19 protein-coding genes and 1 tRNA gene are annotated in these 23,968 nt (G+C 62.8%); 8 read left to right on the forward strand and 12 right to left on the reverse strand.

The genetic code is table 11. The annotated features are described in order from the left end of the window. Positions 1-139: 139 nt before the first annotated feature. The 3 genes from AAAX35_RS01150 to AAAX35_RS01160 all read right to left on the reverse strand — a co-directional run bounded on the left by AAAX35_RS01150 (position 140) and on the right by AAAX35_RS01160 (position 3,632). Complete coding sequence (locus AAAX35_RS01150; RefSeq protein ID WP_006235758.1) at positions 140-535, reverse strand: transposase; 396 nt, start codon at positions 533-535, stop codon at positions 140-142. A gap of 449 nt (positions 536-984) precedes the next feature. After that, positions 985-3,015, reverse strand: coding sequence for a bilirubin reductase, long form (bilR, locus tag AAAX35_RS01155; RefSeq protein ID WP_349116465.1), 2,031 nt, complete (start codon positions 3,013-3,015; stop codon positions 985-987). A gap of 540 nt (positions 3,016-3,555) precedes the next feature. Next, positions 3,556-3,632 (reverse strand) — tRNA-Met (locus AAAX35_RS01160). Positions 3,633-3,829: 197 nt separating this feature from the next. Between AAAX35_RS01160 and AAAX35_RS01165 the strand changes: the two genes are divergently transcribed. Beyond that, positions 3,830-4,603, forward strand: coding sequence for a type III pantothenate kinase (locus AAAX35_RS01165; RefSeq protein WP_349116466.1), 774 nt, complete (start codon positions 3,830-3,832; stop codon positions 4,601-4,603). A 198-nt stretch (positions 4,604-4,801) separates the two neighbouring features. Here the strand turns inward: AAAX35_RS01165 and AAAX35_RS01170 are convergent, their stop codons facing one another. From AAAX35_RS01170 to AAAX35_RS01180, 3 genes are all read right to left on the reverse strand, one after another. Next, a complete protein-coding gene (locus AAAX35_RS01170) occupies positions 4,802-5,503 on the reverse strand; it encodes a hypothetical protein (RefSeq protein WP_349116467.1) in 702 nt (233 codons plus the stop codon). Continuing rightward, the gene (gene folP / locus AAAX35_RS01175) at positions 5,504-7,252 is read right to left on the reverse strand and encodes a dihydropteroate synthase (protein ID WP_349116468.1); all 1,749 of its coding nucleotides are present in this window, start codon (positions 7,250-7,252) and stop codon (positions 5,504-5,506) included. 95 nt (positions 7,253-7,347) lie between these two features. After that, positions 7,348-8,100, reverse strand: a complete 753-nt coding sequence (locus AAAX35_RS01180) for an NAD-dependent protein deacylase (protein ID WP_138113649.1) — start codon at positions 8,098-8,100, stop codon at positions 7,348-7,350. A 135-nt stretch (positions 8,101-8,235) separates the two neighbouring features. Here AAAX35_RS01180 and AAAX35_RS01185 point away from each other — a divergent pair, with 135 nt between their 5' ends. Beyond that, a complete protein-coding gene (locus AAAX35_RS01185; RefSeq protein ID WP_349116469.1) occupies positions 8,236-9,054 on the forward strand; it encodes an exodeoxyribonuclease III in 819 nt (272 codons plus the stop codon). Between the two features lie 151 nt (positions 9,055-9,205). On the opposite strand, the gene AAAX35_RS01190 is transcribed toward AAAX35_RS01185, so the two are convergent. From AAAX35_RS01190 to AAAX35_RS01200, 3 genes are read right to left on the reverse strand one after another with little or no spacing between them, the layout of a single operon-like run. Then, positions 9,206-9,919, reverse strand: coding sequence for a DUF6580 family putative transport protein (locus tag AAAX35_RS01190; protein ID WP_349116470.1), 714 nt, complete (start codon positions 9,917-9,919; stop codon positions 9,206-9,208). 4 nt (positions 9,920-9,923) lie between these two features. Then, complete coding sequence (locus tag AAAX35_RS01195; RefSeq protein WP_349116471.1) at positions 9,924-11,567, reverse strand: ATP-binding cassette domain-containing protein; 1,644 nt, start codon at positions 11,565-11,567, stop codon at positions 9,924-9,926. After that, positions 11,567-12,445, reverse strand: coding sequence for an energy-coupling factor transporter transmembrane component T (locus AAAX35_RS01200; protein ID WP_349116513.1), 879 nt, complete (start codon positions 12,443-12,445; stop codon positions 11,567-11,569). Before AAAX35_RS01200 ends, AAAX35_RS01195 begins: the two co-directional genes overlap by 1 nt. A 208-nt stretch (positions 12,446-12,653) precedes the next feature. Here AAAX35_RS01200 and glmU point away from each other — a divergent pair, with 208 nt between their 5' ends. The 5 genes from glmU to gltA all read left to right on the forward strand — a co-directional run bounded on the left by glmU (position 12,654) and on the right by gltA (position 18,715). Next, complete coding sequence (gene glmU / locus AAAX35_RS01205) at positions 12,654-14,066, forward strand: bifunctional UDP-N-acetylglucosamine diphosphorylase/glucosamine-1-phosphate N-acetyltransferase GlmU (RefSeq protein ID WP_196031373.1); 1,413 nt, start codon at positions 12,654-12,656, stop codon at positions 14,064-14,066. A 194-nt stretch (positions 14,067-14,260) separates the two neighbouring features. Next, positions 14,261-15,247, forward strand: a complete 987-nt coding sequence (locus AAAX35_RS01210) for a ribose-phosphate pyrophosphokinase (RefSeq protein ID WP_022094252.1) — start codon at positions 14,261-14,263, stop codon at positions 15,245-15,247. Positions 15,248-15,471: 224 nt separating this feature from the next. Continuing rightward, on the forward strand, positions 15,472-16,101 hold the full coding sequence (pth, locus tag AAAX35_RS01215) for an aminoacyl-tRNA hydrolase (RefSeq protein WP_349116472.1): 630 nt from the start codon (positions 15,472-15,474) through the stop codon (positions 16,099-16,101). Positions 16,102-16,475: 374 nt separating this feature from the next. Beyond that, positions 16,476-17,315, forward strand: coding sequence for a sulfide/dihydroorotate dehydrogenase-like FAD/NAD-binding protein (locus tag AAAX35_RS01220; protein ID WP_006235793.1), 840 nt, complete (start codon positions 16,476-16,478; stop codon positions 17,313-17,315). After that, a complete protein-coding gene (gene gltA / locus AAAX35_RS01225) occupies positions 17,306-18,715 on the forward strand; it encodes an NADPH-dependent glutamate synthase (protein WP_117647774.1) in 1,410 nt (469 codons plus the stop codon). The genes AAAX35_RS01220 and gltA overlap by 10 nt, the downstream gene beginning before the upstream one ends. A 326-nt stretch (positions 18,716-19,041) precedes the next feature. On the opposite strand, the gene AAAX35_RS01230 is transcribed toward gltA, so the two are convergent. Together AAAX35_RS01230 and AAAX35_RS01235 are read right to left on the reverse strand one after the other, a co-directional pair. Further along, positions 19,042-20,604 carry an LPXTG cell wall anchor domain-containing protein gene (locus AAAX35_RS01230; protein ID WP_349116473.1) on the reverse strand — a complete coding sequence of 521 codons (1,563 nt, stop codon included), beginning with the start codon at positions 20,602-20,604 and terminating at the stop codon, positions 19,042-19,044. 56 nt (positions 20,605-20,660) lie between these two features. Then, entirely contained in the window at positions 20,661-22,280 is a 1,620-nt protein-coding gene (locus tag AAAX35_RS01235; RefSeq protein ID WP_349116474.1) for an LPXTG cell wall anchor domain-containing protein, read from the reverse strand. 194 nt (positions 22,281-22,474) lie between these two features. Here AAAX35_RS01235 and AAAX35_RS01240 point away from each other — a divergent pair, with 194 nt between their 5' ends. Continuing rightward, positions 22,475-23,272 (forward strand): helix-turn-helix transcriptional regulator, encoded by a 798-nt coding sequence (locus AAAX35_RS01240; RefSeq protein WP_349116475.1) that lies wholly within the window; start codon positions 22,475-22,477, stop codon positions 23,270-23,272. A gap of 52 nt (positions 23,273-23,324) precedes the next feature. Here AAAX35_RS01240 and AAAX35_RS01245 read toward each other — a convergent pair whose 3' ends face one another. Next, on the reverse strand, positions 23,325-23,948 hold the full coding sequence (locus AAAX35_RS01245; protein ID WP_117746190.1) for a cytidylate kinase-like family protein: 624 nt from the start codon (positions 23,946-23,948) through the stop codon (positions 23,325-23,327). Positions 23,949-23,968 lie beyond the last annotated feature (20 nt).

Consider the following 23,968-nt stretch of genomic DNA (forward strand, 5'->3'; position numbering starts at 1 on the left):
TTATAGCTCAATTGATGAGTAGCGGCGGCGGGTTTTCGGTCAACTGGGGAGTTTTAGGCGTACGGGGCAAGGGCACGTCCGCTTTGGAGCAGAGAGGCGGCAAGAAAAATGCGCCCCTGTGGGCGCACCATCCCGTTTGCTATTCCGCCTTTTTAACGCGCGGCTTGCGACCGCGCGGCTTATCGACCAGTGCGGACTCACCGCTCTCGCGGTACTGACGGCACCAAGCCTTGACCGAAGACTCGCTGGGAATCTTGTGCTTGATCATGGCCTCGCGAACCGTCAAGCCGTTTTCCAGACGGTCCTTAACCACAGCGAGCTTTACGTCGTACGAATAGGTGTGATGATGCGAACCGGCATTGAGAACGGCGTCGGCACCGCCCACGGCATACGCGCGGGCCCACTGACGAGCCGTGGCCTGGGGAATGCCAAGCTCCGCGGCGAGAGCGCGATGACCGACCCCCTCTTGGAGGATCTCGACGGCGCGCTGCCTAACCTCGGGCGCATGCGTGCGAGTCCTAGTTGCTTCCGACATACCTGCCACTTCTTAGCCTTAGCCGTTAATCTGCTTTCTTACGTGCAAGTTAGATAGTAGCATTTTACTGTTTGCTCAAAGCAGTTAATTAAAATAGACGCGGCGTTATCTGGGCATTTGGCACCAAATTACGACATTTCTTTATCGATTATTTACGCTGGTAGCTGACTCGCAGCTAATCGTCATTCGCTTGTCAACAAAATTGGCATCTCTTTATGTCCTTTGGTATAGAGGATATAGTTATTAACCCCTCCCCCAATATTTTTGAGTGATCTGCAAGGCAGTAGACGTCCTCACTCCTCATGATTACCGCGCATTGCCATTCATCGGAGCAAAACAAAAAGGGCGGGACCTGCTGCGCTTGCAGGCCCCGCACCGGTTGACACCCGACGGGACACAGCCGGGCGAGACGGATCCGTGCTACCGCCCCGCCTGGCCGCGATGTTCAACTACAGCTCGTTGGCCGCGTGATACGCCGTGCGAATGGCGCTCGCAATGTCGGCGGTGCGCTCACCCGAGCAGTCGCCCACGCAGGTCACGGGCACCGTCACGCCATCCAGGTCAAACGCGTTGGCCTTGGAGCCCACGGCCATCACCACGTAATCGCAGGCGATCTTCACCGGCTCCTCGGCGCCGTCCTCGGTGGTGCGAACAGCCTCCACGCCCTCGTCGGTAATGGCGGTCAGGCGGGTCTTCACGTGCTGCTCCACGTTGTGCTCGGCAAAGTCGCTCATGATCAGCGGCAGAATGGTCTCGGACTCGCCCGCGGCAATCTTGTCGAGCATCTCCACGATCGCCACCTCGCAGCCGTGCTGCAGCAGGTACTCGGCAGTCTCGGTGCCCACCAGGCCACCGCCAATGACGGCGACGCGACCGCTGAGCTCCACCTTGCCGGCCAGTACGTCCCAGCTCGAGACGACCTTCTCCGAATCGGCACCCGGAACGGGGATGACTACGTCGTGTGCGCCTACGGCCACAATCGCAGCGTCGGCGGCGTTGAGGTCCTCAGCGGTAGCGGCATGACTGAGCTCAACCTTCACGCCCAGGCCAGGCAGAATCTTCTCGTAGTACTCGACCGAGCGCATAATCTCGTCCTTGCGCGGAGGCGCAGCCGCCAGCACAATCTGGCCGCCCAGATGATCGCTCGCCTCGTAGACGGTCACGTCGTAGCCGCGCTTGGCCGCCACGCGCGCGGCCTCCAGGCCGGCGATGCCGCCGCCCACCACGGCGATCTTCTTGTCGCCCTCGCCCGGCTTAATGGCGATGGTCGCCTCGTCGCCGTTCTCGGCATTGAGCACGCACGAGATGTACTTGCGATTTTGAATCGCGTCGACGCAGCCCTTGTTGCAGTTGAGGCACTCGCGGATGGGCTCACCCGTGGCGGCCTTCAGCGCAATGTCGGGGTCGCACATGAGCGAGCGGCCATAGGCGATGATATCGGCCGCGCCGTCTTCCAGAATCTTCTCGCCGGCCTCAACCGAGACAACGCGGCCGACGGTTGCCACCGGCACGGAGACCAGGGCCTTGACGCGCTCGGCCACGGGCAGCGTCCAGTTGTAGGGCATGGCGCCCATGGGCGGAATGGTGTCGCCCATGTTGCCGGTGTGGTTGGCCTGTGCGACCTGAATCATATCGATGCCCGCGCCCTCGAGCAGCTTGGCGAACTCGCAGGCCTCGTCGGGTTGCAGGCCGCCCTTGCCGCGCGGCGTGCCGTCGGGGTTCTCCATGATCACGGGGAGCTTGTACTCCACCATCAGCTGCGGCGCGGCCTCCTTAATGGCAGCGACGACCTCCAGCGCGTAGCGAACGCGGTTCTCGAACGAACCACCGTACTCGTCGGTGCGCTGGTTGAGGATGGCCGAGCACAGCGAACCCACCAGACGATCGCCGTGAACCTCGATGGCGTCGATGCCGGCCTGCTGCGCGCGAGCGGCCGAAGCAGCGATGGCCTCCTTGATCTGGGTGAGCTGCTCTACGCTCGCCTCGTTCACAAAGTGCTGCATGTCGTGGTGCAGCTTGGCGTAGGCCTGGTTGCGGATCTCGTTGGACTCGGCCATCTTGGCGGCAAAGGTCTCCTCGTCGCCGGCGGCCTTGGCCTCCTGCGCGACCTTGGCGGCGGCCATGGATCCCATGACCATGCGGCCGACACCGGGCACATCGTACTCGGGGTGGAACAGCTGCAGCGCGACCTTGGCGCCGTGCTTGTGGACGGCGTCGGCCAGGGCCTTAAACGTGGGGATCTGGGCGTCGGTCGCCAGCTTGGGCGTGGGGCTTGCGGTCATGACGGGAGCAACGTCGCCGATGACGATGTAGCTCACGCCGCCACGGGCCAGGCGCTCGTAAAAAGCCAGGCTGCGCTCGCCAATGGAACCGTCGCGCTCCTCGTAACCGGTGGTCAGCGGCGGGAACATAATGCGGTTCTTGAGCTCAAGGGGGCCAACCGTAATGGGCTGGAGCAGCTTGGATGCAGGTGTGGTCATGGACATTCCTCTCTTGTAGGCGCGGCGGCAATGATGCCGCGTAGTTGTCTAGAGGATATGGCATGGGAATACAGCAGCGCAACGGAAATCGGCGAATATCAGGTGGCAGCAGGTGGATGGGGCAGAGCGGCCCGTCGGTTTGCCCGCCGGTTTATCTCAATCTGTAACAGTTACGCGGCAAAACCGGGTCTTACTGTTACAGATCGAGACATTCCTCTCGGCCCATCCTCAACAATCTAGATCTGTAACAGCTAGGCCCACTTTTGGCCCCTATCTGTTACAGATCGAGACAAACCAAACCCGCCTGCTAGAAAATCTAAATCTGTAACAGTTACTCGGCAAAAACCGTCCCTCGTGTTACAGATTTAGACAAACACGACCCAACCCACCGGTATATCTCGATCTGTAACACCTAGCCGCCCAAATCGGGTCTAGATGTTACAGATCGAGATTTTGTTTGAGAGGCCGAGAATTGGACCGAAAACACGGTCCCGAAATAACAAAAAAGCTCGCCGGCTAGGCCGACGAGCTGCAAGTTCTTGGTCGCGGGGGCAGGATTTGAACCTACGACCTCCGGGTTATGAGCCCGGCGAGCTACCAGACTGCTCCACCCCGCAATGTCTGGGCGCCTCATGTGCGCAAGAAAGAATATTACGCGGGAGTTCGGTAAACGGCAAGGAAAATCTCGTAGAGCATAATTCCTTCATATTTAAAACCCCTCAGCCCCTATCACCGTAAACGAATCGCGGCCGAGCGCCGTCGACGGCGCGTATACAATGGTGCGCGTCCTTTTATGCCAACACCGGGAGTAGACATGCTGCTCGCTATCGATATGGGAAACACGCAGACGGCCATGGGCCTGTTTGACGGAGACGAGCTGGTGCAGTCGTGGCGCATGCCCACCGACCGCTCCTATACCGCCGACGAGATCCATGTGCGCCTGATGGGCTTCTTTAAGATGTACGGCCTCTCGCTCGACGCGGTCGACGCGATCGCCTTCGCCGGCGTGGTGCCGCAGCTCTCGCGCGAGTGGCACACTGTGGCCGACCGCATTGCCGCGGACGCCATCGTTATCGGGCCGCAGACGGCCGCGGTGACCAAGCTGCGCGCGGCGCGTCCCCAGGCCGTAGGCGCCGATCGCGTCGCTAACGCCGTTGCGGCCGAGACCTTCTACGGCGCGCCGGCAATCGTGGTGGACTTTGGCACCGCGACCAATATCGACGTCATCGATGAGGACGGTTATTACATTGGTGGAGCGATTGCGCCGGGCATCCGCATTTCGATGGACGCGCTCGCCGCCCGCGCTGCCAAGCTCGCCAGCGTTCCGCTCGAGGCGCCCGAGCACGCCATCGGCCGTGACACCGAGGAATGCATCAAGGTCGGCGCCGTGATGGGCGCCGCCGCCATGGCCGAAGGCCTGGTCGCGCGCATGAAGCGCGAGCTGGGCCGCGACGATGCCACCGTTATCGCCACAGGCGGTCTCGCCGGCATCGTCGCCGGCTCGACCGATGCCTTCGACGTGGTAGATGGCCAACTCACCATCAAGGGCATCTGCGAAATCTACCGCCGCATGCAGAAGCTGGGATAGAGCAGGGGCTTAAGTCGAGCGCGCCCGATGCCACAGTCCCCGCAAATGCTCGCCAAGCCTATTCCTCAAAACTGAATAATTTTCAATTTTGAGGAATAGGGCGCTGGCAACCCATTCCCCAGATAGGCGAAACCCTCCCCGGCACAGGCCGAGGAGGGTCTTGTTGTCATCGTTGTCTTTGAGCTCTGGTGCCCTGCGTTACAGACCGCGAATCCGTACGGCCTCGGGCGGAAACTCTTGCTCGCCGGCATCGGTCTTGATGGTCGCGCGACCCCAGATGTCCAGGCCCGCAAACACACCGACCGCAAGCGGCAAGCCGTTGGGCGACACCGCCGCAACTTGGCGACCGAGCAGCGGCACCATGTCGAAATACTCGCCCAGCACGGGAGCCAGCGGCCCTGCGGCGCCTTGCGGCGTGTTGGCAACAACCGCCCAGGTGTCCACACGGGTCAGCACGGCGGCGGCGAGCGCCTCGACCAGCACTTCGTCAGCCACGTCCACACCAAGCTCGCTCAGCGCCGAACGCTCAATATCCACCGTCACGGCGCCGAACATGCCCGCGGCACCGGCACCGCCGTTGACGGCGACACGCGCGAACGACGTCTCGAACGCGGGCGCACCGCACACGATATCGCTCGGCCACTGAATACCCACCTTACCGGCAAGGCCCAACCCCGGCGTCGAAGCCGTGCCCGCGAGTGCGTCCATCATGCCCATCGCGGCCACAAACGGCAGGCCGTGGAAGGCGTGCATGTTCACGTCCGGACGCACGACCAGCGAAAACGTCAGCGATGCATCGCCCGCGTTCCACGCGCACCAGCCCGCGGACGCACCCTCGCGGCCCGCATCGCGCGCGGCGTCAAGCTCGGTACCGGCGGCTACAGCGTTCATCTCAATCATCTACATACGCCCCAATTCGCCCACGATATGGCCCACGCGGTCCTCGGGCTCCTTGACCTCGACGCCGTTGTAGCGGAAGAACCGCGCCGGGTCGTGCATCAGGTCCTCGAGCGGCACCAGCACAAAATCGCGCTCGCCGATCAGCGGATGCGGCAGGCGCAGCTTTTTGCCGCCGTGGGTCTCGCCGTCCATCCACAGCAGGTCCAGGTCGATGGTGCGCGGACCGTTGGCCTTGGCCTTTTTGGAGCGGTCGCGCCCCAGCTCGGCCTCGATCTTCATGAGCTCGTCGAGCAGCACCAGCGGCGCCAGCTCGGTCTTAATCTCGATGACGGCGTTGGCAAACGCGTCCTGGCGCGTCTCGTAGGCCGGCTCGCTCTCGTAAATCTTGGAGGAGTTGGACACGCAGGTGAGTGGAATCTCGGCGATCATCTCGCGTGCAGCGCGGATGTTGTCGCAGCGATGCCCCAGGTTGGAGCCCACGGCCACAAACGCGCGGCGCGGCTGCGGCTTGGCAACCGCCCAGTAGCCGTTCAGGAACTGCGCAAAACCCGCGGCGTCGTGCACGCGCACGATGTTGGCACCGGCCTGGATGGCGCCCAGGCACACGCCAAACGTAGCGGCATCGCGCTCGGCGGCCTCGGTCACGCCCGAGACGGCGCCCACAAAGCGCTTGCGCGACACGGCGCACATGAGCGGATAGCCCAGTGACGCCATCTTGGCAGTCTCGCGCTGGATGACGATGTCCTCGTTAGCCGACTTACCAAAGCCCGGGCCAGGATCAATGCAGATGCGGTCGCGTGACACGCCGGCATGGATGAGCGTGCGGGCCTGGTCGGACAGAAAGCCCATGACGCGGCGCATGATGGGCGCCGAATCGGGCAGGGTGAAGCGGCGGAGCTGCGAGGTGGGCACGTAGGCTTCCTCGCGGCGGGCGCTGCGGCGCATCATGGCGGCCAGGCGGTCATTGGACTCCGATGCGGCCTCGGTGGCTGCGGGAGTGGCCTCGGGCGCGGGCGCGACGGTCTCGGCGGCAGTAGCCTGCTCGGCGGCCGGCGTCTCCTGCCCCAGTTCGGTTACAGGCTCGGACGTGGGCTCCGGTTCGCCAAACGGCAGCGAGGGCTGCACCACGCCGCCCGGAAGCTTGGCCTCCGGCTTAGGCTCGCCCAGCAACTTGCCGCGACGGCGGCGAGCCGGCTTCTCGGCCTCACGCGCGGCCTCGGCAGCCGCCTCGCGCGCCTTCTCGGCAACAAACGCCGCTGCCGAGGTATCGAGCTGCACCGTCGCGTGCGTGCGGGCGGGTGCAGCGACCTCGCCGGCGTGCATCACGATGACGCCGCAGGTGCTCGTCTTAACAAACTCGACCATCTTGGGATCGGTGAAGCCGGTCACGTCGTTGACGATCGAGGCGCCGCAGCGCACGGCCGCCTTGGCAACCGCCACGTGGCGCGTGTCGATCGAGACGATGGCACCCTCTTTGGCCAGCGCGCGCACAACGGGCAGCACGCGGCGAGCCTCCTCGTCGGGGTTGACCGGAGTAAAGCCGGGACGCGTGGACTCACCGCCCACGTCGATGATGTCGGCGCCGGCGTCGAGCATCGCCAGGCCGTACTCGATGGCGGCATCGGGGTCGAAGTGCTCCCCGCCATCGCTAAACGAATCGGGCGTCACGTTGAGGACGCCCATGATGCGCGGACGGTCAAAGCTGAGCTCGTACTTTCCGCACCGCCATGTCTTGCTGTCGTTCGCCATGAACATCCTCCTAAAATGCCCACGCCGCCGAGCTTGGAGAGCTGGCGGCGGGGTCGCTTTGCACTCAGTCTTTCTATTGTATCCGCGCGCGCGGGCTAGAACGCAAACGCGGCCGCGATGTCGCAAGAAATCAGCAGGTCGGCATTTGCATCCTGATCGGTGGGAGCAAGGTTGCATATGGCCAGCGTATCGCCGGTAAAGTAACGCGTAAGGCCCGCCGCCGGATACACCACGAGCGAGGTCCCACCCACAATGAGGGCATCGGCCGCGGCGATGGCGGCAACGGCACCGGTCAGCACATGCTCATCGAGCGGCTCCTCGTAGAGCACCACATCGGGCTTGATGCGCCCGCCGCACGCAGGACACACAGGCACGCCCGCGGCGTCCTCGTGCTCGCGCGAGCAAATCCACTCGGCGCTATAGACCGCGCCGCACGACTGGCAAATGTTGCGATGGACCGATCCGTGCAGCTCGAACACGCGCTGCGAGCCGGCCGCCTGGTGCAGACCGTCGATATTTTGCGTCACCACGGCGTCGAGCTTGCCGGCGCGCTCCAGCTCGGCCAGCTTGGTGTGGCAGCGGTTAGGCTTAGCGTTAAGCGCGATCATCTTGGTGCGGTAAAAGTCGAAGAACTCCGCAGGATGTGCCTCGTAAAAGCTATGCGACAGCATGGTCTCGGGCGGATAGGCAAACTGCTGGTGATACAGGCCGTCCACGCTGCGGAAATCTGGGATGCCACTTGCCGTGGAAACACCAGCGCCGCCAAAGAAGACCACGCGCTTGTGGGTGTCAAACAGATCCGCCAGCGCGGCGGAGGCCTGCCTGGGGTCCGATATTGCCTGCGTCATATGAGTCCTCCGTCCTTGTTAGTCGGGCAGCGTTGAGCGACGTCCCAGCATGCGGCCTTTAAGTCAGCATGCACGGAGCCCACCCCGCCCCTGTTGCGCTAATCTTAAGCCTGCCAACCCCGTCGAAAGGACACCATGCCTCAGACTTACACTTTCGCCTCGTGGAACGTCAACGGCCTGCGCGCCGTGCTCAAAAAGGACCCGAGCTTTATCCAGATTGCGCAAGAACTCGACGTCAATATCCTGGCGCTGCAGGAGACCAAGCTGCAGGAGGGCCAGGTCGATATCGACCTGCCCGGCTATCACCAAACCTGGAGCTACGCCGAGCGCAAAGGCTATTCGGGCACCGCGGTCTTTAGCCGCCAGGAACCGCTGCGCGTGCTGCACGCCGACGCGCTGTTACCCTACGCCGGCGAGGGCGAGGCCGCCGAGCTCGTTGCCCAAGCCGCAACCGAGGGCCGCGTCTGTGCGCTCGAGTTCGACAAGTTTTGGTTTGTGGATGTCTACACGCCCAACGCGCAAAACGAACTCGCGCGCATCGATGTGCGCATGGCCTGGGACGATGCCTATCGCGGCTTTTTGAGCGCGCTTGAGCGCGAGAGCGGCAAGCCCGTCGTAACTTGCGGCGACTTTAACGTGGCGCACGAGGAGATCGACCTTAAGAACCCCAAGTCCAACCGCGGCAACGCGGGCTTTTCGGACGAAGAACGCGGCAAGTTTACCGAGCTGCTCAACGCCGGCTTCACCGATACCTGGCGCGCGGCAAACCCCGACGTCGAGGGCGTCTACAGCTGGTGGAGCTACCGCTTTAATGCTCGCAAGAACAACGCCGGCTGGCGCATCGATTATTTCCTGGTGAGCGACGCAATCGCCGACAACGTACGCGACACCGGCATCCGCGGCGACATCTTTGGCAGCGACCACTGCCCCGTCACCCTCACGCTAGAACTCTAGCCCCAAGTAATTCCTGGGGGACAGAGGAAAACAGATCATGTGACCCCTCTCCCCCCCCTATAAGTTGCGGTGGAATAGTTCCTGTTTGGGTAGCAAATAGCCAAAAACGAGAACTATTCCACCGCAAGTTCGTGAAGGAACGCGAAATGCCTTACAGCCCGTATTTCACGACGACGCGGTTGATGCGGCGACACCAGGGCTTGTACAGAGCGGCCAAAAACACGCAGGTCGCAAGGCCGTGCGTGATATCGAATGGCACCGCCGTGGCAAGACGCGCTACGGCGCCTGCCCAGGTGAGCGGCTGCACAAAACCGATGATGTCATACGCATTGATCACGACGCCGTACAGCAAGCCCGACGCAAAGCCATACGCCATCAGCGCCGGCAATCGCACGGTGCCGTCGGCGCGGTCGAACGCACCCGCGTACGCCAGCGCGCCGCCAACATAGCCAACCAGGCCCCAGGCATACATCTGCCACGGCGTCCACATGCCCTGCCCAAAAAAGAAATTGCTGGTCAGCGCCGCCAACGCACCGACCATAAAACCATTGCGGCGACCAAGCGTCGCCCCCGCGATAATGGCGATGGCGCTCACCGGTTTAAAGTCGGGAATGGGCCCAAACAGGATGCGCCCCGCCGCCGCCAGCGCCGCCAGCACCAGCGTGGGCATAATCTGGCGCAAACCCGGACGAGATGCCTCGTAACCCGCAAAGAACAGCGCGAGCACCAGCGCCACCACAATCAGCATGGCCAACGCTGCCTGCTCAACACCCGCCAGCAACGCCGCAGCCATCACCGCCGGCACCGCCAACAACAGCGGGATCTCCAGTTTTGCAAGCAAGCGCGAGAAACGACAGTCCGTCATCCCATCACGCCCTATAGAACACGTTGTCGGCAAAGAAGTCGGCCGGGGGCTCCATGCAGGCAATCTCGCCGTCAAACATCATGGCAACGTCGTCGGCTACCTGCTCGGCAAAGTCCAAATCGTGCGTAGCCATGATGACGGTGCCGCCAGCCTTCGCATGGTCACGCAGGGCGCGGGCGATGATGCGGCGGCTCTCCAGGTCCAAGCCCTTCGTGGGCTCGTCAAGCAGCAGCAGCTCGGGGCCAATCAGCAGCAGCTTTGCCAGTGCGAGCAGCTGGCGCTGTCCGCCCGAGAGGTCGTAGGGGTGGCGCGTCTCCAGGCCGTCCAGTCCCAAGCTCGCCGCGCGCTCCCGCGCCACGGTCTCGTCATATCCGCAGGCTGAAGCCCATTCCATCAGCTCATCGCGAACCGTCTCGGCAACCAGCAGGGCCTTGGGGTTCTGCGGCAGCAGCGCAGCCGAGGCCGCTCCGCGCACCATGCGGCCGCGCTGCAGCTTGGCGGTCTTCGCCAGCACCGAGAGCATCGTCGACTTACCGCATCCGTTGCCGCCCACGATCGCATGCACCGCACCGGCCGAAAACGCCACGTCGAGCCCACGCAGCACCCAACCGCTCGCGCGATTGTAGCGAAACCAGCCTTCCGACAGGGTGGTAGCCGACCCGCCGTGCATTTTTTGGAGTATTCTGCTTCCATCCGTGCGCGGAAAGGCTTCCGAGCCGTTCTCGAGCGACGTTTGCGCTACAAAATTGGACGATTTGTCCAATTCCGAACTTTTTTTCGCGCTCGATATGTCCCCGGGCGGCTCCAGAGAGCCCAAATTGTCCTCACGCCTGCTGAATACTCCGTTTTTTGCACATCGGATGGCACCCCACCCCAACATGTCATCGGAAAACAGCGATTCTCGGCGTCCCAAAGAAGCCATATCCGCCACCTCGCGCACGCGACCGCCCTCAATCCGGTACGCACGCGTCGCATATTCGAGCATCGGCCGCGGTTGATGCGTAGCCACAACAACCGTGCAGCCCAGCTCACGGTTCACGCGAAACAGCGCGTGCAGAAAATTCTTCTCGGCAACGGGATCGAGCTGAGACGTGGGCTCGTCGAGTAGCAGCACACGCGGACGCAGCGCCAAGACGGCGGCAAGCGACAGCAACTGCTTGCGGCCACCCGAAAGCGTATCGGTATCGCGATGAAGCCAGTCCTCCAGACCAAAGAAATAGCTGGTCTCGGCAACACGGCGACGCATCTCATCACGTGCTAGCCCCAAGTTTTCCAGGCCAAACGCCATCTCGTGCCACACGGTTTCGCACACGATCTGGTTCTCGGGATCCTGGAACACATAGCCCACGCGCTCCGCCGATGCCCGCACGTCCATGTCGGCAACGTTCTCGCCCAGCACGCGCGTATCGCCAGTGCGCTCGCCCGCCGGAGCGATCTCGGGCTTGAGCAGCGACAGCAGCGTCGACTTGCCCGATCCGGTACCGCCAACAAGCAGCGCAAATGCACCTTGGGGAACACGCCAATCAAGCCCCTCGAGCACCGGTGCCTCGGCCCCGGGATAGGCAAAACTAAGGCCCCGCACCTCAATCGCCGGCGCGGCCGAGCCATATGCCACACCCGCCGCCGAGCTCCTATCAAACCGAGCCATCAGCCAAACCTCTTCTCATCAATCGCGTGCAATGCGCAAGGCAGCATCATCCAGGCAGCGTACACGACATAGCCCAGCCACGGCGCCGGCACCGAGAGCTGCGGATAAAACGAATACTGCGTCGTCGCGGTCCACGCCACCGCCACCGCGGCAGCACCAAACAGCGCGAGCCCGCCCAGCGCGGCAACGTCGCTGCGCCCCAGTCGATACCGCGCATACGTCGTACGACGCGTCGCGGCACCCCACCCGCGCGAGCGCATCGCGTCCGCGCGCTCCAGCGAATCTTCCATGCCCCAGCCCATCAACACGCTCGACGCCCGCAGGCGCGAGCGCACGGGGTCGGCCGGCGCGCGCCCCAGCACATCAATCGCATCCTGCACCGCCAGCACCGTACGACCGCGGCGCAAAAACTGCGGGATAAGCCTCATGCACATCGAGATCATGAGCGCAATCACCGGTGCGGCATTACCCAGCAGCGCGAGCACCTTGTCGTATTCGAGCATCGACGCCGCGGCCTCAAACCATAGCACGCTCGCCACAAACAGCCCGCCCATGCACAGGCCGTATACCATGCTTTCCAGATACACCGCGCGCATGCCAATACGGAACAGCTCCGTCGAGCCCGAGGCGCTAAACAGCGGATTGACCAGCGCGATAATCAAAATCACCGGCAACTGCCAGCGGAGTGCGTCCAGCGTGCGGGCAGCCCCACGCGTCGCAAATCCATACGCCAGCCCGCCCGCAAGTGACAGCGCAATCAGCACCGGCTGCATCGAGAACATGGTGAGCCCCAGCGTCAGCACAATATAGAGTGCCGGCACAGCCGGATGCGACATCGAGAACGCCGCGACGGGCTCGCCGCCAAACTCCTCTTGCATGTTGTCCACGGGCACCCCCGTCCCCTCGCTCAAAAGACAGCTCCGCAGCACCGCCAACGCCGCACGCAAGCAGCGCAAACGCCACGACGGCGGCGCAAGCCCCAACCGCCGCAAACCAATCGTTACGCGCTCATCATATGCCTGCGGTATCATATTGCGCCGTGTATCGTTTCCAAACACACGTCTCTATAACGTAACAGGAGATCACATGGACGCAACCGCAATTATCCTCGCCGCCGGCGAGGGCACCCGCATGAAGTCGAACCACTGCAAGGTTTCGCACAAGATTCTAGGCAAGCCCATGGTTCAGTGGATCGTCGACGCCACCATCAAGGCCGGCTGCAGCCGCGTCGTGGTCGTCATCGGCAGCCACGCCGACGAGATGCGCGCCCTCATCGATGGCGCCTACGCCAACAGCGCCACCAAAGTCGAGTGCGTCGAGCAGACCGAGCGCCTGGGCACCGGCCATGCCGTCAAGGTCGCGCTCGAGGCCTGCGGCATCGCGCAAGGCCCCGTCGTCGTGCTCAACGGCGACCTGCCGCTCATCACCGCCGACACCGTCGCCAAGTTCGCGCAGACCGTCGCCACCGGCGAGCTCGCCTGCACCGTCATGACCATGACCCCGCCCGATCCTTTTGGCTACGGCCGCATCAAGCTGGGCGCCGATGGTCAGATCGAGCGCATCATCGAGCAGAAGGACTGCACGCCCGAGCAGGCCGCCACGCTGCTGGAGTGCAACGCCGGCTGCTACGCCTTCGACGGCGCGCAGCTTGCCGCCCACATTAACGAGATCGGCAACGACAACGCGCAGTCCGAGTACTACCTGCCCGACATGCTCGAAATCCTCAAGGGTCACGGCCAGGCAGTCTCCATCTTCCACTGCGACGACTACCGCGACGGCCTGGGCGTCAACAGCCGCATCCAGCTCGCGCAGCTCACCGCCATCGCGCGCGACCGCATCAACGAGCACTGGATGGCAGAAGGCGTCACGTTCATCGACCCCACGCAGGCCTGGATCGGTCCCGACGCCACCATCGGCCGCGACACCGTCGTGTGGCCGCAGACGCATCTGATCGGTCACGTCACCGTGGGCGAGGAGTGCCAGCTCGGCCCCAACAGCCGCCTCACCGACACCACCGTCGGCAGCGGCTGCATCATCGATGAGACCATCGCCATCGAGGCCGTCATCGAGAACGGCGTCGACTGCGGCCCGCGCGCCTACCTGCGCCCGGGCACCCACATGCTCGACGGCTCCAAGGCCGGTACGCACGTGGAAATCAAGAAGTCCACGATCGGCGAGGGTTCCAAGGTGCCCCACCTGTCCTACATCGGCGACACCACCATGGGCTCCGGCGTCAACGTGGGCGCAGGCTCCATCACCTGCAACTACGACGGCGTGCACAAGCACAAGACCGTCATCGGCAAGGACGCCTTCATCGGTTCCGACACCATGATGGTCGCGCCCGCCCAGATCGGCGACGGCGCGCTCGTGGCCGCCGGCTCCGTCATCACCGAGCCGGTCCCGGCAGACGCACTCGGCCTGGGTCGTGCCCGTCAGGTAAACATTGAGGGCTGGGCCGCCGATTATCGCCGCCGCCTGCACGAGGACGACGAGGCATAACGTTTTATCAAGCACAAAAGGAGCTGTTCCCATGGGGGGCGGCTCCTTTTTCTATCGTGACCTGCGCAACCGGATGAGTGGTCGGTTCGTGTCCGTTGACGGTAAAGACGTTATCAAGACTCGATAAACCCCGCCGCGCGGTTACAATGCAAAAAGGCATCTATATGGCATTCGATGTATAAAGGAGAAGGGTAATGCCGATTAATGATCCCGAGAAGTCGGAGAATATGCGCAAGTCCATCCGCGTGTATTCCGGTTCCTCCAACCGTCCCCTCGCTCAGAAGATTGCTGAGTACCTTGGGGTCGAGCTTTCGGGCCTTACGCTAAAGCAGTTCGCCAATGGTGAGATTTACGCCCGCTACGACGAGACCGTCCGCGGCGCCGACGTCTTCCTGATTCAGTCCGTGGCCGGCGGCAACGTCAACGACATGCTCATGGAGCTGCTCATCGCCACCGACGCTGCCAAGCGCGCATCCGCCCGCTCCATCACCGCCGTCATCACCCACTACGGCTATGCCCGCCAGGACCGCAAGGCCGGCCCGCGCGAGCCCATCACCGCCCGCCTCGTCGCCAACCTGCTCGAGCGCGCCGGTGTCAACCGCATCATCACCCTCGACCTGCACCAGGGCCAGATTCAGGGCTTCTTCGATATCCCGGTTAACCACCTGTCCGCGCTGCCGCTGTTTGGCCAGTACTACAACGACATGCACTTCGACACCGACAACCTGGTTGTCGTCTCCCCCGACGTGGGCCGCGCCAAGGCCGCCAAGAAGCTGTCCGACATGCTCGGCTGCGACCTGGCCATCGCCCACAAGGGCCGTCCGCGCCACAACGCCGCCGAGGTCATGGGCATCATCGGTGACATCAAGGGCAAGACCTGCATCATCAATGACGACATGATCGACACCGCTGGCACCCTGTGCGCCAACGTCAAGGAGCTCAAGGCTATGGGCGCTGGCGATATCTACGTCTGCGCCACCCACGGTATCTTCTCCGGTCCGGCCATCGAGCGTCTGAACGACGCCCCGATCGTCGAGTGCCTCGTCACCGACGCCATTCCCGTCGAGGTCGGCGGCAAGATCAAGACCATCTCGGTCGCCGAGGAGTTCGCCCAGGCCATCTCCGCCGTTTACCACGAGGAGCCCGTCTCCACGCTCGTCGGCGGCGACTTCGCACTGTAATCGCATCGTCCTTGTAACCCGGCGCATCGCCGTCGGAACAGAAGAAACCCCCGCGCTCCCCCTTGCTTCGCAAAGGTCGCGCGGGGGTTTCTTCTGTTCCGACGGCTCGCCCTGCCGCGGCCGCGCTTTTGTCTGGTGGGATTTCGCTGAAACGAAGTCTCGCCTTCGGCGGGCGTGGTAGCCTTTGTCGTTAATTAAACTTTTTATGTAACGGAAGGACAAATATGGCAGCTGCACAGCCGCTTAAGATTCGCATGGTTGCCGGGCTTGGCAACCCTGGCGAGGAATATGCCGAGACCCGCCACAACGCCGGCTTTAAGGCGATCGACGAGCTGGCCCGTCAGGCCGGCGTCACGTACTGGAAAAACCAAGCAGGCGCCGAGGTCGCGCTCATCAACATCAACGATCCCGAGGAAGAGTGCGGCAAGCGCCAGATTGTACTGGTCAAGCCGCAGTCGTATATGAATACCTCGGGTGGCCCCATCTCCAAGCTCTGCCGCGAGTACAAGATCAAGGCCGAGGAGCTGCTCGTAATCCACGACGAGCTCGATATTCCCGCCGGCGACGTCCGCGTTAAGGTGGGCGGCGGCCACGCCGGTCACAACGGCCTGCGCTCCATCATCGACAAGATGGGCAGCCGCGACTTCAGCCGCATCCGCACCGGCATCGGCAACCCTCCCGGCAAGATGGCCGTCGCCGACTACGTTCTTAAGCAGCTGCGCGCCCGCGAGGCCGCGGATTTCCAGGACACCTGCGCCCGCGCGGCCGACGCCGCCGGCCTGGCGATCGTGCACGGCGTGGTTTATGCCCGCGACCATGTCAACGGCGCCGCTTCCGCCAACGGCAAGCACTAAAACCTATCATTTAGGGACAGGTTTATTTTGGCAGGTTTTACCTGCGGAAACGCCCCAGTTGCGGCATCGCAATCAACCGCGCGCCGACATACATGCACAGCACCCCAAAGGGGGCCGGCCTCATCACAACCCGAGGCCGGCCCCCTTTGCCGTTTTACCTGATAAAACCGACCAAAATAAACCTCTCCCCCTTTGGTAGGCCAAAGTGGATAAACCCTGCTCCCAACCGCCGAAGACACACGTAAGTGACATGTCCATGAGGGTATAATTTGCACCGTATGTCTGCACAACGCCTGTGCGCGTACGGTTTTATTCGGGCTACCGTCCATTTCCGTGGAGGCACGGTTCGGCGGCCCTAACAAGAGAGGGGTTCTATGTATAAGATCCTGGAGAAGACGCAGTTCTCGGAGAAGGTGTTCAAGTTCCGCATCGAGGCGCCTGCAATCGCCAAGCATGCGCACGCTGGACAGTTCCTCATGGTTCGCGCCAACGAGACGGGCGAGCGTGTCCCGTTTACCCTGGCCGGCTGGAACGGTGACGAGGGCTGGGTCGAGTTCATCTTCATGGTGATCGGCAAGACCACCGAGATGCTTTCCACCTACGAGGCCGGCGAGTCGCTGCGCGACGTCGTGGGCCCGCTGGGCGTTCCCACCGAGATGGCTGAGGGCCCCTGCGCCGTCATTGGCGGCGGCGTCGGCCTGGCAATTGCCTTCCCGGTCGCCAAGCACCTGGTCGAGACCGGCCACGAGGTGCACGCCATCATGGGCGCCCGCACCAAGGACCTCCTGCTTATGGAGGACCAGTTCCGCGAGCTCCTCGACGAGGACCACATCCACATCACCACTGACGACGGCTCCTACGGCGAGCAGGGCGTTGTCACCGCTCCGCTGGAGCGCCTGCTGCAGGACAAGGCCGTGAGCCAGGTCTTCTGCGTCGGCCCCGTTCCGATGATGAAGTTCTCGACCCTCACCGCCCAGAAATACGACACCCCCATCACCGCGTCCCTCAACCCCATCATGGTTGACGGCACCGGCATGTGCGGCTGCTGCCGCGTCGAGGTGGGCGGCGTGACCAAGTTCGCTTGCGTCGACGGCCCCGACTTCGATGCCACCCTGGTCGACTGGGATGACCTTCGTGCCCGCCAGGCCGCCTACCGTTCCGAAGAGGGCGAGTCCCTCAAGGCCTATGAGGAAAAGAGCTGCGCATGCCACTAGTTAACGGTCGTTTCGTTGCCGATATGAAGTCGCCCCGCACCCCCGATAACGAGGAGCCGGCTGCCGAGCGCGCCTGCGACTTCCGCCCCGTCGACAAGGGCTTCACCGAGGAGATGGCGCTGGCCGAGGCCGAGCGCTGCCTCAACTGCAAGAAGCCGTTCTGTGTTGAGGGCTGCCCCGTCAACATCAACATTCCCCGCTTTATCGAGCAGATCCGCGAGAAGGACTTCGGCGGCGCCCTCGATACCATCCGCGAGGACTCCATGCTTCCCGCCATCTGCGGCCGCGTCTGCCCGCAGGAGAACCAGTGCGAGGGCAAGTGCATCCGTGGTAAGAAGTCCGAGCCCGTGGCCATCGGCCAGCTCGAGCGCTTCCTGGGTGATCGCCCCGAGCTCGCCTCCACGCCCAAGATGGCCCCCAAGAACGGCAAGAAGGTCGCCGTCGTCGGCTCCGGCCCGTCCGGCATCACCTGCGCCGGCGAGCTCGCCCGTAACGGCTTTGACGTCACCGTCTTTGAGGCCTTCTTCACCGGCGGCGGCGTGCTGGTCTACGGCATCCCCGAGTTCCGTCTGCCCAAGGCAGTCGTCAAGCGCGAGATTGACGGCCTGGAGGACATGGGCGTCAAGTTTGAGTACAACTCCGTCGTGGGCAACATGGCCACGGCCGAGGAGCTGTTCGAGCAGGGCTTCGACGCCATCTACGTAGCGACCGGCGCTGGCCTGCCCAAGTTCCTCAACGTCCCCGGCGAGAACCTGCCCAACGTCTTCTTCGCGAACGAGTACCTCACCCGCGTGAACCTGATGAAGGCCAACAAGTTCCCCGAGTACGACACCCCCACCAAGCACGGCAAGAACGTCGTTGTCTTTGGTGGCGGCAACGTGGCTATGGACGCCGTCCGTACCGCCAAGCGCCTGGGCGCCGAGCACGCCATTATCGCCTACCGTCGTACCGAGGATGAGATGCCTTGCCGTCGTGCCGAGCTGCACCACGCCAAGGCCGAGGGCGTCGAGGTTCTGCCGCTCGTCTCCCCGCTCGAGTTTGTCGCTGGCGAGGACGGCTCCGTGTGCGCCGTCAAGGTCCAGAAGATGGAGCTCGGCGAGCCCGACGAGTCCGGCCGTCGTCGCCCGGTGCCCATCGAGGGCGCCATCGAGGAGATCCCCTGCGACGTCGCGATCTCGGCTATCGGCACCAACGCCAACCCCTTCGCTGCCAAGATCGGCGGCAAGATGGAGCTCAACAAGTGGGGCTACATCGTCGCCGACGAGGAGACCGGCCAGACCACCGATCCCCGCATCTGGGCCGGCGGCGACATCGTCACCGGTGCCGCTACGGTCATTCTGGCGATGGGCGCCGGCAAGAAGGCCGCCGCTTCCATCACCAAGAGCCTGCTGGGCGAGTAACCACCTACAGCGCTAGCCACCAAACGGCAAAGCCCCCGTCGAGCACACGCCCGGCGGGGACTTTTTCTATGCCGACCGCCCGACCACCACAAAGGGGACAGGCACCTTTGTGGTGGTTTGGAGCCTGGTCGGCAAACCAATTCCGGCGTTTGTCTCAATCTGTAACAGTTAGAGACCAAATTCCTCGCCACGTGTTACAGATCGAGACGTTAGGTTAGCGGCTGAACAGTTCGCCTCAATCTGTAACACCTAGAGCCCAACTATCAGGTTTGGTGTTACAGATCGAGATTTTGTAAAAGCCGAGAATGGGCGCTGCCACCAAAAGCCTAGCGCTTGCGGCGCTTGGTTGCGGCGATGCCGGCAGCGGCAACGGTTGCGCCGGCGATGCCAAGGGCCGCTGCCGCCGTCGCGGCGTTGTCGCCCGTGGCGGCCAGAGTGCCCACGGACTTCTGGGCAGCGGTGGCCTTCGCGGCCGGCTTGGAGGCAGCAGTCGTGGAACTCGCCTGTGCCAGCGTCACGGACGGCGTGCCAGTCTCACTTCCGCCGCCTGGCTGCGGCGTGGGAGCCGGGGTAGGCTCAGGCTGCGGCGTGGGCTCAGGCTCGACCGCATCTCCGGAGCTGATTACCACGCTGCGGGCAACCTCGTCGGAGGTCCTAACATCCTGGATAGTGGACGACCCGGCAGCACCGATGACGAGTCCGTTTCCCGTAGTTTCTCGCACAGTGCCGCCGGCGGGAGTCGTAACTACCGATCCGCCATCAATTGAGAGACAAGGGGCTGCATCACCTTGATTGACAGCGTAGATTGCCGCTGCATTACCCGACACCTCAACATTTGAATTAATGATGTCAATTCGAGGGATGGCGGACTGGGAACCGGACTGGGAATATATTCCGTAGCCATGTTTACGACTGTGGCCAGTTCCGTCACCGCATCGAACTGTAAGGCTCGAATTCTCGACGAGCACCCGCGACACGCCGTCCTGCGCGCGCATCCAAACACCATCCAAAACCTCGGCACTATCACTCGCCACGAGCGTAACATCCGCCCCGTTGGTAATACTCAAATATGTATCCTTACCCCCGGACGAATACAGGGCGACCGACAACATGTTTGTATTACGCGCCGCCGCATCTAATTTTGCGTTATCCACCGCGATGCAGCCTCCATGCTCGGAGGAGATGTTTTCGGCATAGACTGCAACGGCATTGAGCCCCCCATTCGCCTCCGCCTCAACGTGGACGTCGGCGCCCTCGTTAATGGTTATGTTGCCTGCCCGCGTATGAATGCCGATGGTATGAGGCACTTTGTTCGTTGCCGTCACGTTAACGTTGGCACCGCGGATGTCCACGTCACCGCCGGCCTTACCGTCCCCCGAAACCGCTATCGTATCGGTCCCGGCCGTCGCGTTGAGAGTCACGTCACCCGAGATGGCGAGGCTACCGCACTCGACCTTAACAGCGCTCCTGCTCTTCTGTGGTTCGGCCGTCGCGTTGAGGGTTCCCTCCCCCGTGATGGCAAGGTTGCCGTCCTTGACCTCGATAGCGCTCTGCAAGGAATCGGCCGTTACGGTGTTGGTGCCCGTCACGCCGATATTGAGGTTGCCCTGAGCGCTGATACCGGCGCCGTTGTAGCCATTGAGCTTCATGTCGTCGGCGCCGTCCCAGGACCACGTTCCGGCCTCGTCGCCGGCGCCCTTGTTGTACTGCGTGCCGCCGACGTTGACCCATTTGGCGGCGAGCGCCACGCTGGGTAGCAGCAGCTGACCGACCATGAGCGCGCAAGCCCCCGCGCAGGCGAGCTTGGCGCCCACGCGACGCCACGTTCCGTGAGAGAGCGCGCACGCGCGGCCGTGGTCGATTGGGTTGTCATGGATTTGCTTTCGCATGTGAGCCTCCTTGTCGTAAGGGGTACCTCCGCTGTTTTATGTTGCGGAAGCTTGCGCTAGCGGTCGCGGCGCTTGGACGCGACGAAGCCGGCGCCGATGACGGACGCACCGGCGATGCCGAGGGCGGCCGCCGCCGTCGCGGCGTTGTCGCCTGTGGCAGCCAGAACACCGGAAGCGTTTTTGGCGCCGGCGGCAGTCTTGGTCGTAACGGTCTTGGTGACCGCCGTGGTGGTCTTTACGTCCTTGTCTACGGGCTTGAGGCCAGGCTTCTGCTCGGGATTGGGTATGGGGTCGGGATCGGGCTCCGGCGTCGGCTCAGGCCCCGGCGTCGGCTCCGGCTCCTGTCCGTCTCCAAAATCAATCACTACATCATGGGCGACCTCGGCAGAACCGACGATATCCGTAATAGCAGACGAACCGGCAACACCGATGACCTGCCCGTTCTGGGAACTTGGCCATTTCCCCGTATCGACAACCTTTTTCACATCGCGCACGGCACCATCCGTCGGAGTCGCAATCATCGCGTTCCCTCGTAAATCGATCATCGCGGCACGGAACAGTGTCGCATTCGCGGCGTTGCGGTTGATCGCATAGATCCCCGCAGTCGCGCCCGAAGCCTCAATCTTCGATTTGAAAATCTGGATACGAGGCGTTTCAAACCTGGTATTTGCCTCTGCCATGATTCCAAAACTTTGATTGCGAGCGGCGTCGATGCCGCTTGCGGCAGACAGGCTTCGAGACGTGAGGTTCGACTTCTCGACAAGCATCCACACCGCACCGTCTTGCGAGCGTGCGCTGATACCCGCCGAGCGCGAAGCCGCACTACCAGCCGAAAGCGTGACATCGGCTCCGTTGACGATTTTCATGAGGGTATTCTTCTTGATACCGAACGTATTGATGCACAAGGAAGCCCACGAGGCATCGCCAGTCTTAATCAACAGACTGGCGCCATCGATGGTGACATCGGCGCCGTGCTCATAAGCGGAATCCGGCTCTTCCTGCTCGCCTTCCTGGGCAGCGTGTCTGTTTGGAATGTTGTCAGCATGGATACCGCAGATGACCTGCATTGGACGCCAAGATCCTTCAGCCGATTTCGCCTCGATTTTGACATCGGCGCCCTTATCGATTGTCACGCTGCCGGCCGTCGCGCGAATGCCCGTCACGTTGTCCGCTGCGCCCGAAGCCGTCACGTTGACGTTGGCGCCGCTGATGGTCACATCGCCGCCCGAATTGCCGTCGCCTTCCGCCGCAATCACATCGGTCTGGGCCGTCGCGTTGAGAGTCCCGTCGCCGTTAATGGCAAGGTTGCCGTTCTTGACAGCAATGGCGCTCTGCCCGGCGTCGGCCGTGACGGTGTTGGTGCCCGTCACGCCGATGGTGAGGTTGCCCTTGGCGCCGATGGAGCCGCCGTCGTAGCCGTTGAGCTTCATGTCGTTAGCGCCATCCCAGGACCAGGTTCCAGCCTCGTCGCCAGCAGCAGTGCCCGCGTCGTACTGCGTGCCGCCCACGTTGACCCAGTCGGCGGCGAGCGCCACGCTCGGCAGCAGCAGCTGACCGGCCATGAGCACGCAGGCCCCCGCGCAGGCAAGTTTTGCGCCCACGCGGCGCCACGTTCCGTGAGAGAGCGCGCACGAGCAGCCGTGGTCGATTGGGTTGTCATGGATTTGCGTTCGCATGTGAGCCTCCTTGTCGTAAGGGGTGCTTCTATAACACCATGTTACGGGAAGATATCCGGATCCCGGGGCACAAATTCTCATGTGGCGCACCTGCCAGCGCAAAAGGCAACGAGCACGCTATTGCCAAGCGCGCCCCCCGAAAGGCCTGCCATCAATCCCTTTGTTGAGCCCTCTCATGCCCTCGCCAAACAGGCATGCTGGAGCATCGCGCTCGTCATGATTCTTGCCTGCTTGTTCTCGACCTCGACAACGTGGTCACACTCTCCAACGCCCACGGCACCATTGCCGTGCAAGCCTGGCCGCGCCTCTTTTTGGCGGCAAGCGGCCTTGCCGCCGGTGTTATCTTTGATCTTGCCGAGCGCCGCTACATGGGACTTGTCATGCTCGGCATCGCCGTGCTCTCGACCATTTCCATCCTGGCCGTGGAGGCCGGCGCCGATCCCAACCTGGGCCTTGTCGTCTTTTACCTGAGTTCGGGCTTTTTTGTCACGTTCTTTACCGCCACCTTTACACAGCTGGCACCGCGTATGCACGCGCCCGCTCTTTGGGCCGGCATGGGACGCGCCGCCAACAATGCATGCGCATTCACTACATCGGGCATCTCGCTTGCCCTTGTGACCTCGGGCAACGTTGCCCTCATCATGATCGGCGCGCTCGTTTTGCTCGTCGCCGCCTGCGCAGCATTCGTGGCAGCCGGCTTGTTCCGCCTGCCCCAAACCGAGCAGGAGCGCGAACATCAACAGCTTGCCGAGGAGGCGCTGGCAGCACCGAGTATCGAGGAGCAGCGTCAGGCCTTCATCACCGATCACGCTCTCACCCCGCGCGAAGTCGACGTGCTCGTGGCCGTAACCCAGGACGAACGCCCGCTCAAGCAGATCGCCGAGGAGCTCGGCATCTCGATGCGCATGGTACAGCGCCACCTGAGCTCTATCTACCAAAAGACCGACATACAGACGCGCGCCGGTCTCACCAAGGCCCTCCCCTCCGCCTAAAACAAAAACCACCACAAAGGTGCCTGTCCCCTTTGTGGTGATTTTTGGTCGGTTAGTCTTCGAGCTGCGCTACTTTGTAGCGGTAGGCTGCGGCAATAACGTCTTTGCAACCCTCGCGGCCCAGCTTGGCGCGGTTGACGACGATGTCTTTACCGCTCGTCATCTTCCACTTTCCGGCACTGTAGCGCTTATAGAACGCCTCGCGCGCCTTCTGCTGCTGCTTGACCAGCTTGGCGCCCTTCTTTTTGTTGAGGCCACGCTTCTTGCGCACGATCTCGACGCGGTCCTCAAAGGGCGCAGTCACCAGCACGGCGATGTGGTTGGGGTTGTTGCGCAGCAGATAATCGGACAGACGGCCTTCGATAATGCAGCTCTCGGTCTCACCCAGATCCAAAATCACCTGGCTCATCTTTTGGAACAACTTGTCCGAGTACGAACGCGCATCGTAGCGGTCGGGCAGAAACGCCATGTTCTCCACGGCCAGGCGCTCGTCGTAGGCGGCCATCTTGTCGAGCGACTCGCCCGCGCGCAGCGAAGCACGCACCAGCAGCTCGTTATCGTACAGCGGAATCCCCAGCTCATCGGCGAGGATACGACCAATCTCGTGGCCCTCGGCGCCAAAGTCGCGCGCGATGGTAATGACCACAGGATTCTTCTTGTTCTCCAGATCGCTCATCGCGATTCCTTTCTCTATGT

The organism is Collinsella sp. CLA-ER-H11, assembly GCF_040092445.1.
In the GTDB taxonomy this organism is placed as follows: domain Bacteria; phylum Actinomycetota; class Coriobacteriia; order Coriobacteriales; family Coriobacteriaceae; genus Collinsella.

What these genes read in the sequence shown, in the direction of transcription:
- AAAX35_RS01185 (WP_349116469.1), top strand. Translation starts at nt 8,236, where the DNA reads ATGCCTCAGACTTACACTTTCGCCTCGTGGAACGTCAACGGCCTGCGC.
- AAAX35_RS01235 (WP_349116474.1), bottom strand. Translation starts at nt 22,280, where the DNA reads ATGCGAACGCAAATCCATGACAACCCAATCGACCACGGCTGCTCGTGC.
- AAAX35_RS01220 (WP_006235793.1), top strand. Translation starts at nt 16,476, where the DNA reads ATGTATAAGATCCTGGAGAAGACGCAGTTCTCGGAGAAGGTGTTCAAG.
- AAAX35_RS01165 (WP_349116466.1), top strand. Translation starts at nt 3,830, where the DNA reads ATGCTGCTCGCTATCGATATGGGAAACACGCAGACGGCCATGGGCCTG.
- AAAX35_RS01180 (WP_138113649.1), bottom strand. Translation starts at nt 8,100, where the DNA reads ATGACGCAGGCAATATCGGACCCCAGGCAGGCCTCCGCCGCGCTGGCG.
- AAAX35_RS01190 (WP_349116470.1), bottom strand. Translation starts at nt 9,919, where the DNA reads ATGACGGACTGTCGTTTCTCGCGCTTGCTTGCAAAACTGGAGATCCCG.
- AAAX35_RS01245 (WP_117746190.1), bottom strand. Translation starts at nt 23,948, where the DNA reads ATGAGCGATCTGGAGAACAAGAAGAATCCTGTGGTCATTACCATCGCG.
- pth (WP_349116472.1), top strand. Translation starts at nt 15,472, where the DNA reads ATGGCAGCTGCACAGCCGCTTAAGATTCGCATGGTTGCCGGGCTTGGC.
- AAAX35_RS01170 (WP_349116467.1), bottom strand. Translation starts at nt 5,503, where the DNA reads ATGATTGAGATGAACGCTGTAGCCGCCGGTACCGAGCTTGACGCCGCG.
- bilR (WP_349116465.1), bottom strand. Translation starts at nt 3,015, where the DNA reads ATGACCACACCTGCATCCAAGCTGCTCCAGCCCATTACGGTTGGCCCC.
- AAAX35_RS01230 (WP_349116473.1), bottom strand. Translation starts at nt 20,604, where the DNA reads ATGCGAAAGCAAATCCATGACAACCCAATCGACCACGGCCGCGCGTGC.
- AAAX35_RS01200 (WP_349116513.1), bottom strand. Translation starts at nt 12,445, where the DNA reads ATGCAAGAGGAGTTTGGCGGCGAGCCCGTCGCGGCGTTCTCGATGTCG.
- AAAX35_RS01150 (WP_006235758.1), bottom strand. Translation starts at nt 535, where the DNA reads ATGTCGGAAGCAACTAGGACTCGCACGCATGCGCCCGAGGTTAGGCAG.
- gltA (WP_117647774.1), top strand. Translation starts at nt 17,306, where the DNA reads ATGCCACTAGTTAACGGTCGTTTCGTTGCCGATATGAAGTCGCCCCGC.
- glmU (WP_196031373.1), top strand. Translation starts at nt 12,654, where the DNA reads ATGGACGCAACCGCAATTATCCTCGCCGCCGGCGAGGGCACCCGCATG.
- AAAX35_RS01195 (WP_349116471.1), bottom strand. Translation starts at nt 11,567, where the DNA reads ATGGCTCGGTTTGATAGGAGCTCGGCGGCGGGTGTGGCATATGGCTCG.
- AAAX35_RS01210 (WP_022094252.1), top strand. Translation starts at nt 14,261, where the DNA reads ATGCCGATTAATGATCCCGAGAAGTCGGAGAATATGCGCAAGTCCATC.
- folP (WP_349116468.1), bottom strand. Translation starts at nt 7,252, where the DNA reads ATGGCGAACGACAGCAAGACATGGCGGTGCGGAAAGTACGAGCTCAGC.
- AAAX35_RS01240 (WP_349116475.1), top strand. Translation starts at nt 22,475, where the DNA reads ATGCTGGAGCATCGCGCTCGTCATGATTCTTGCCTGCTTGTTCTCGAC.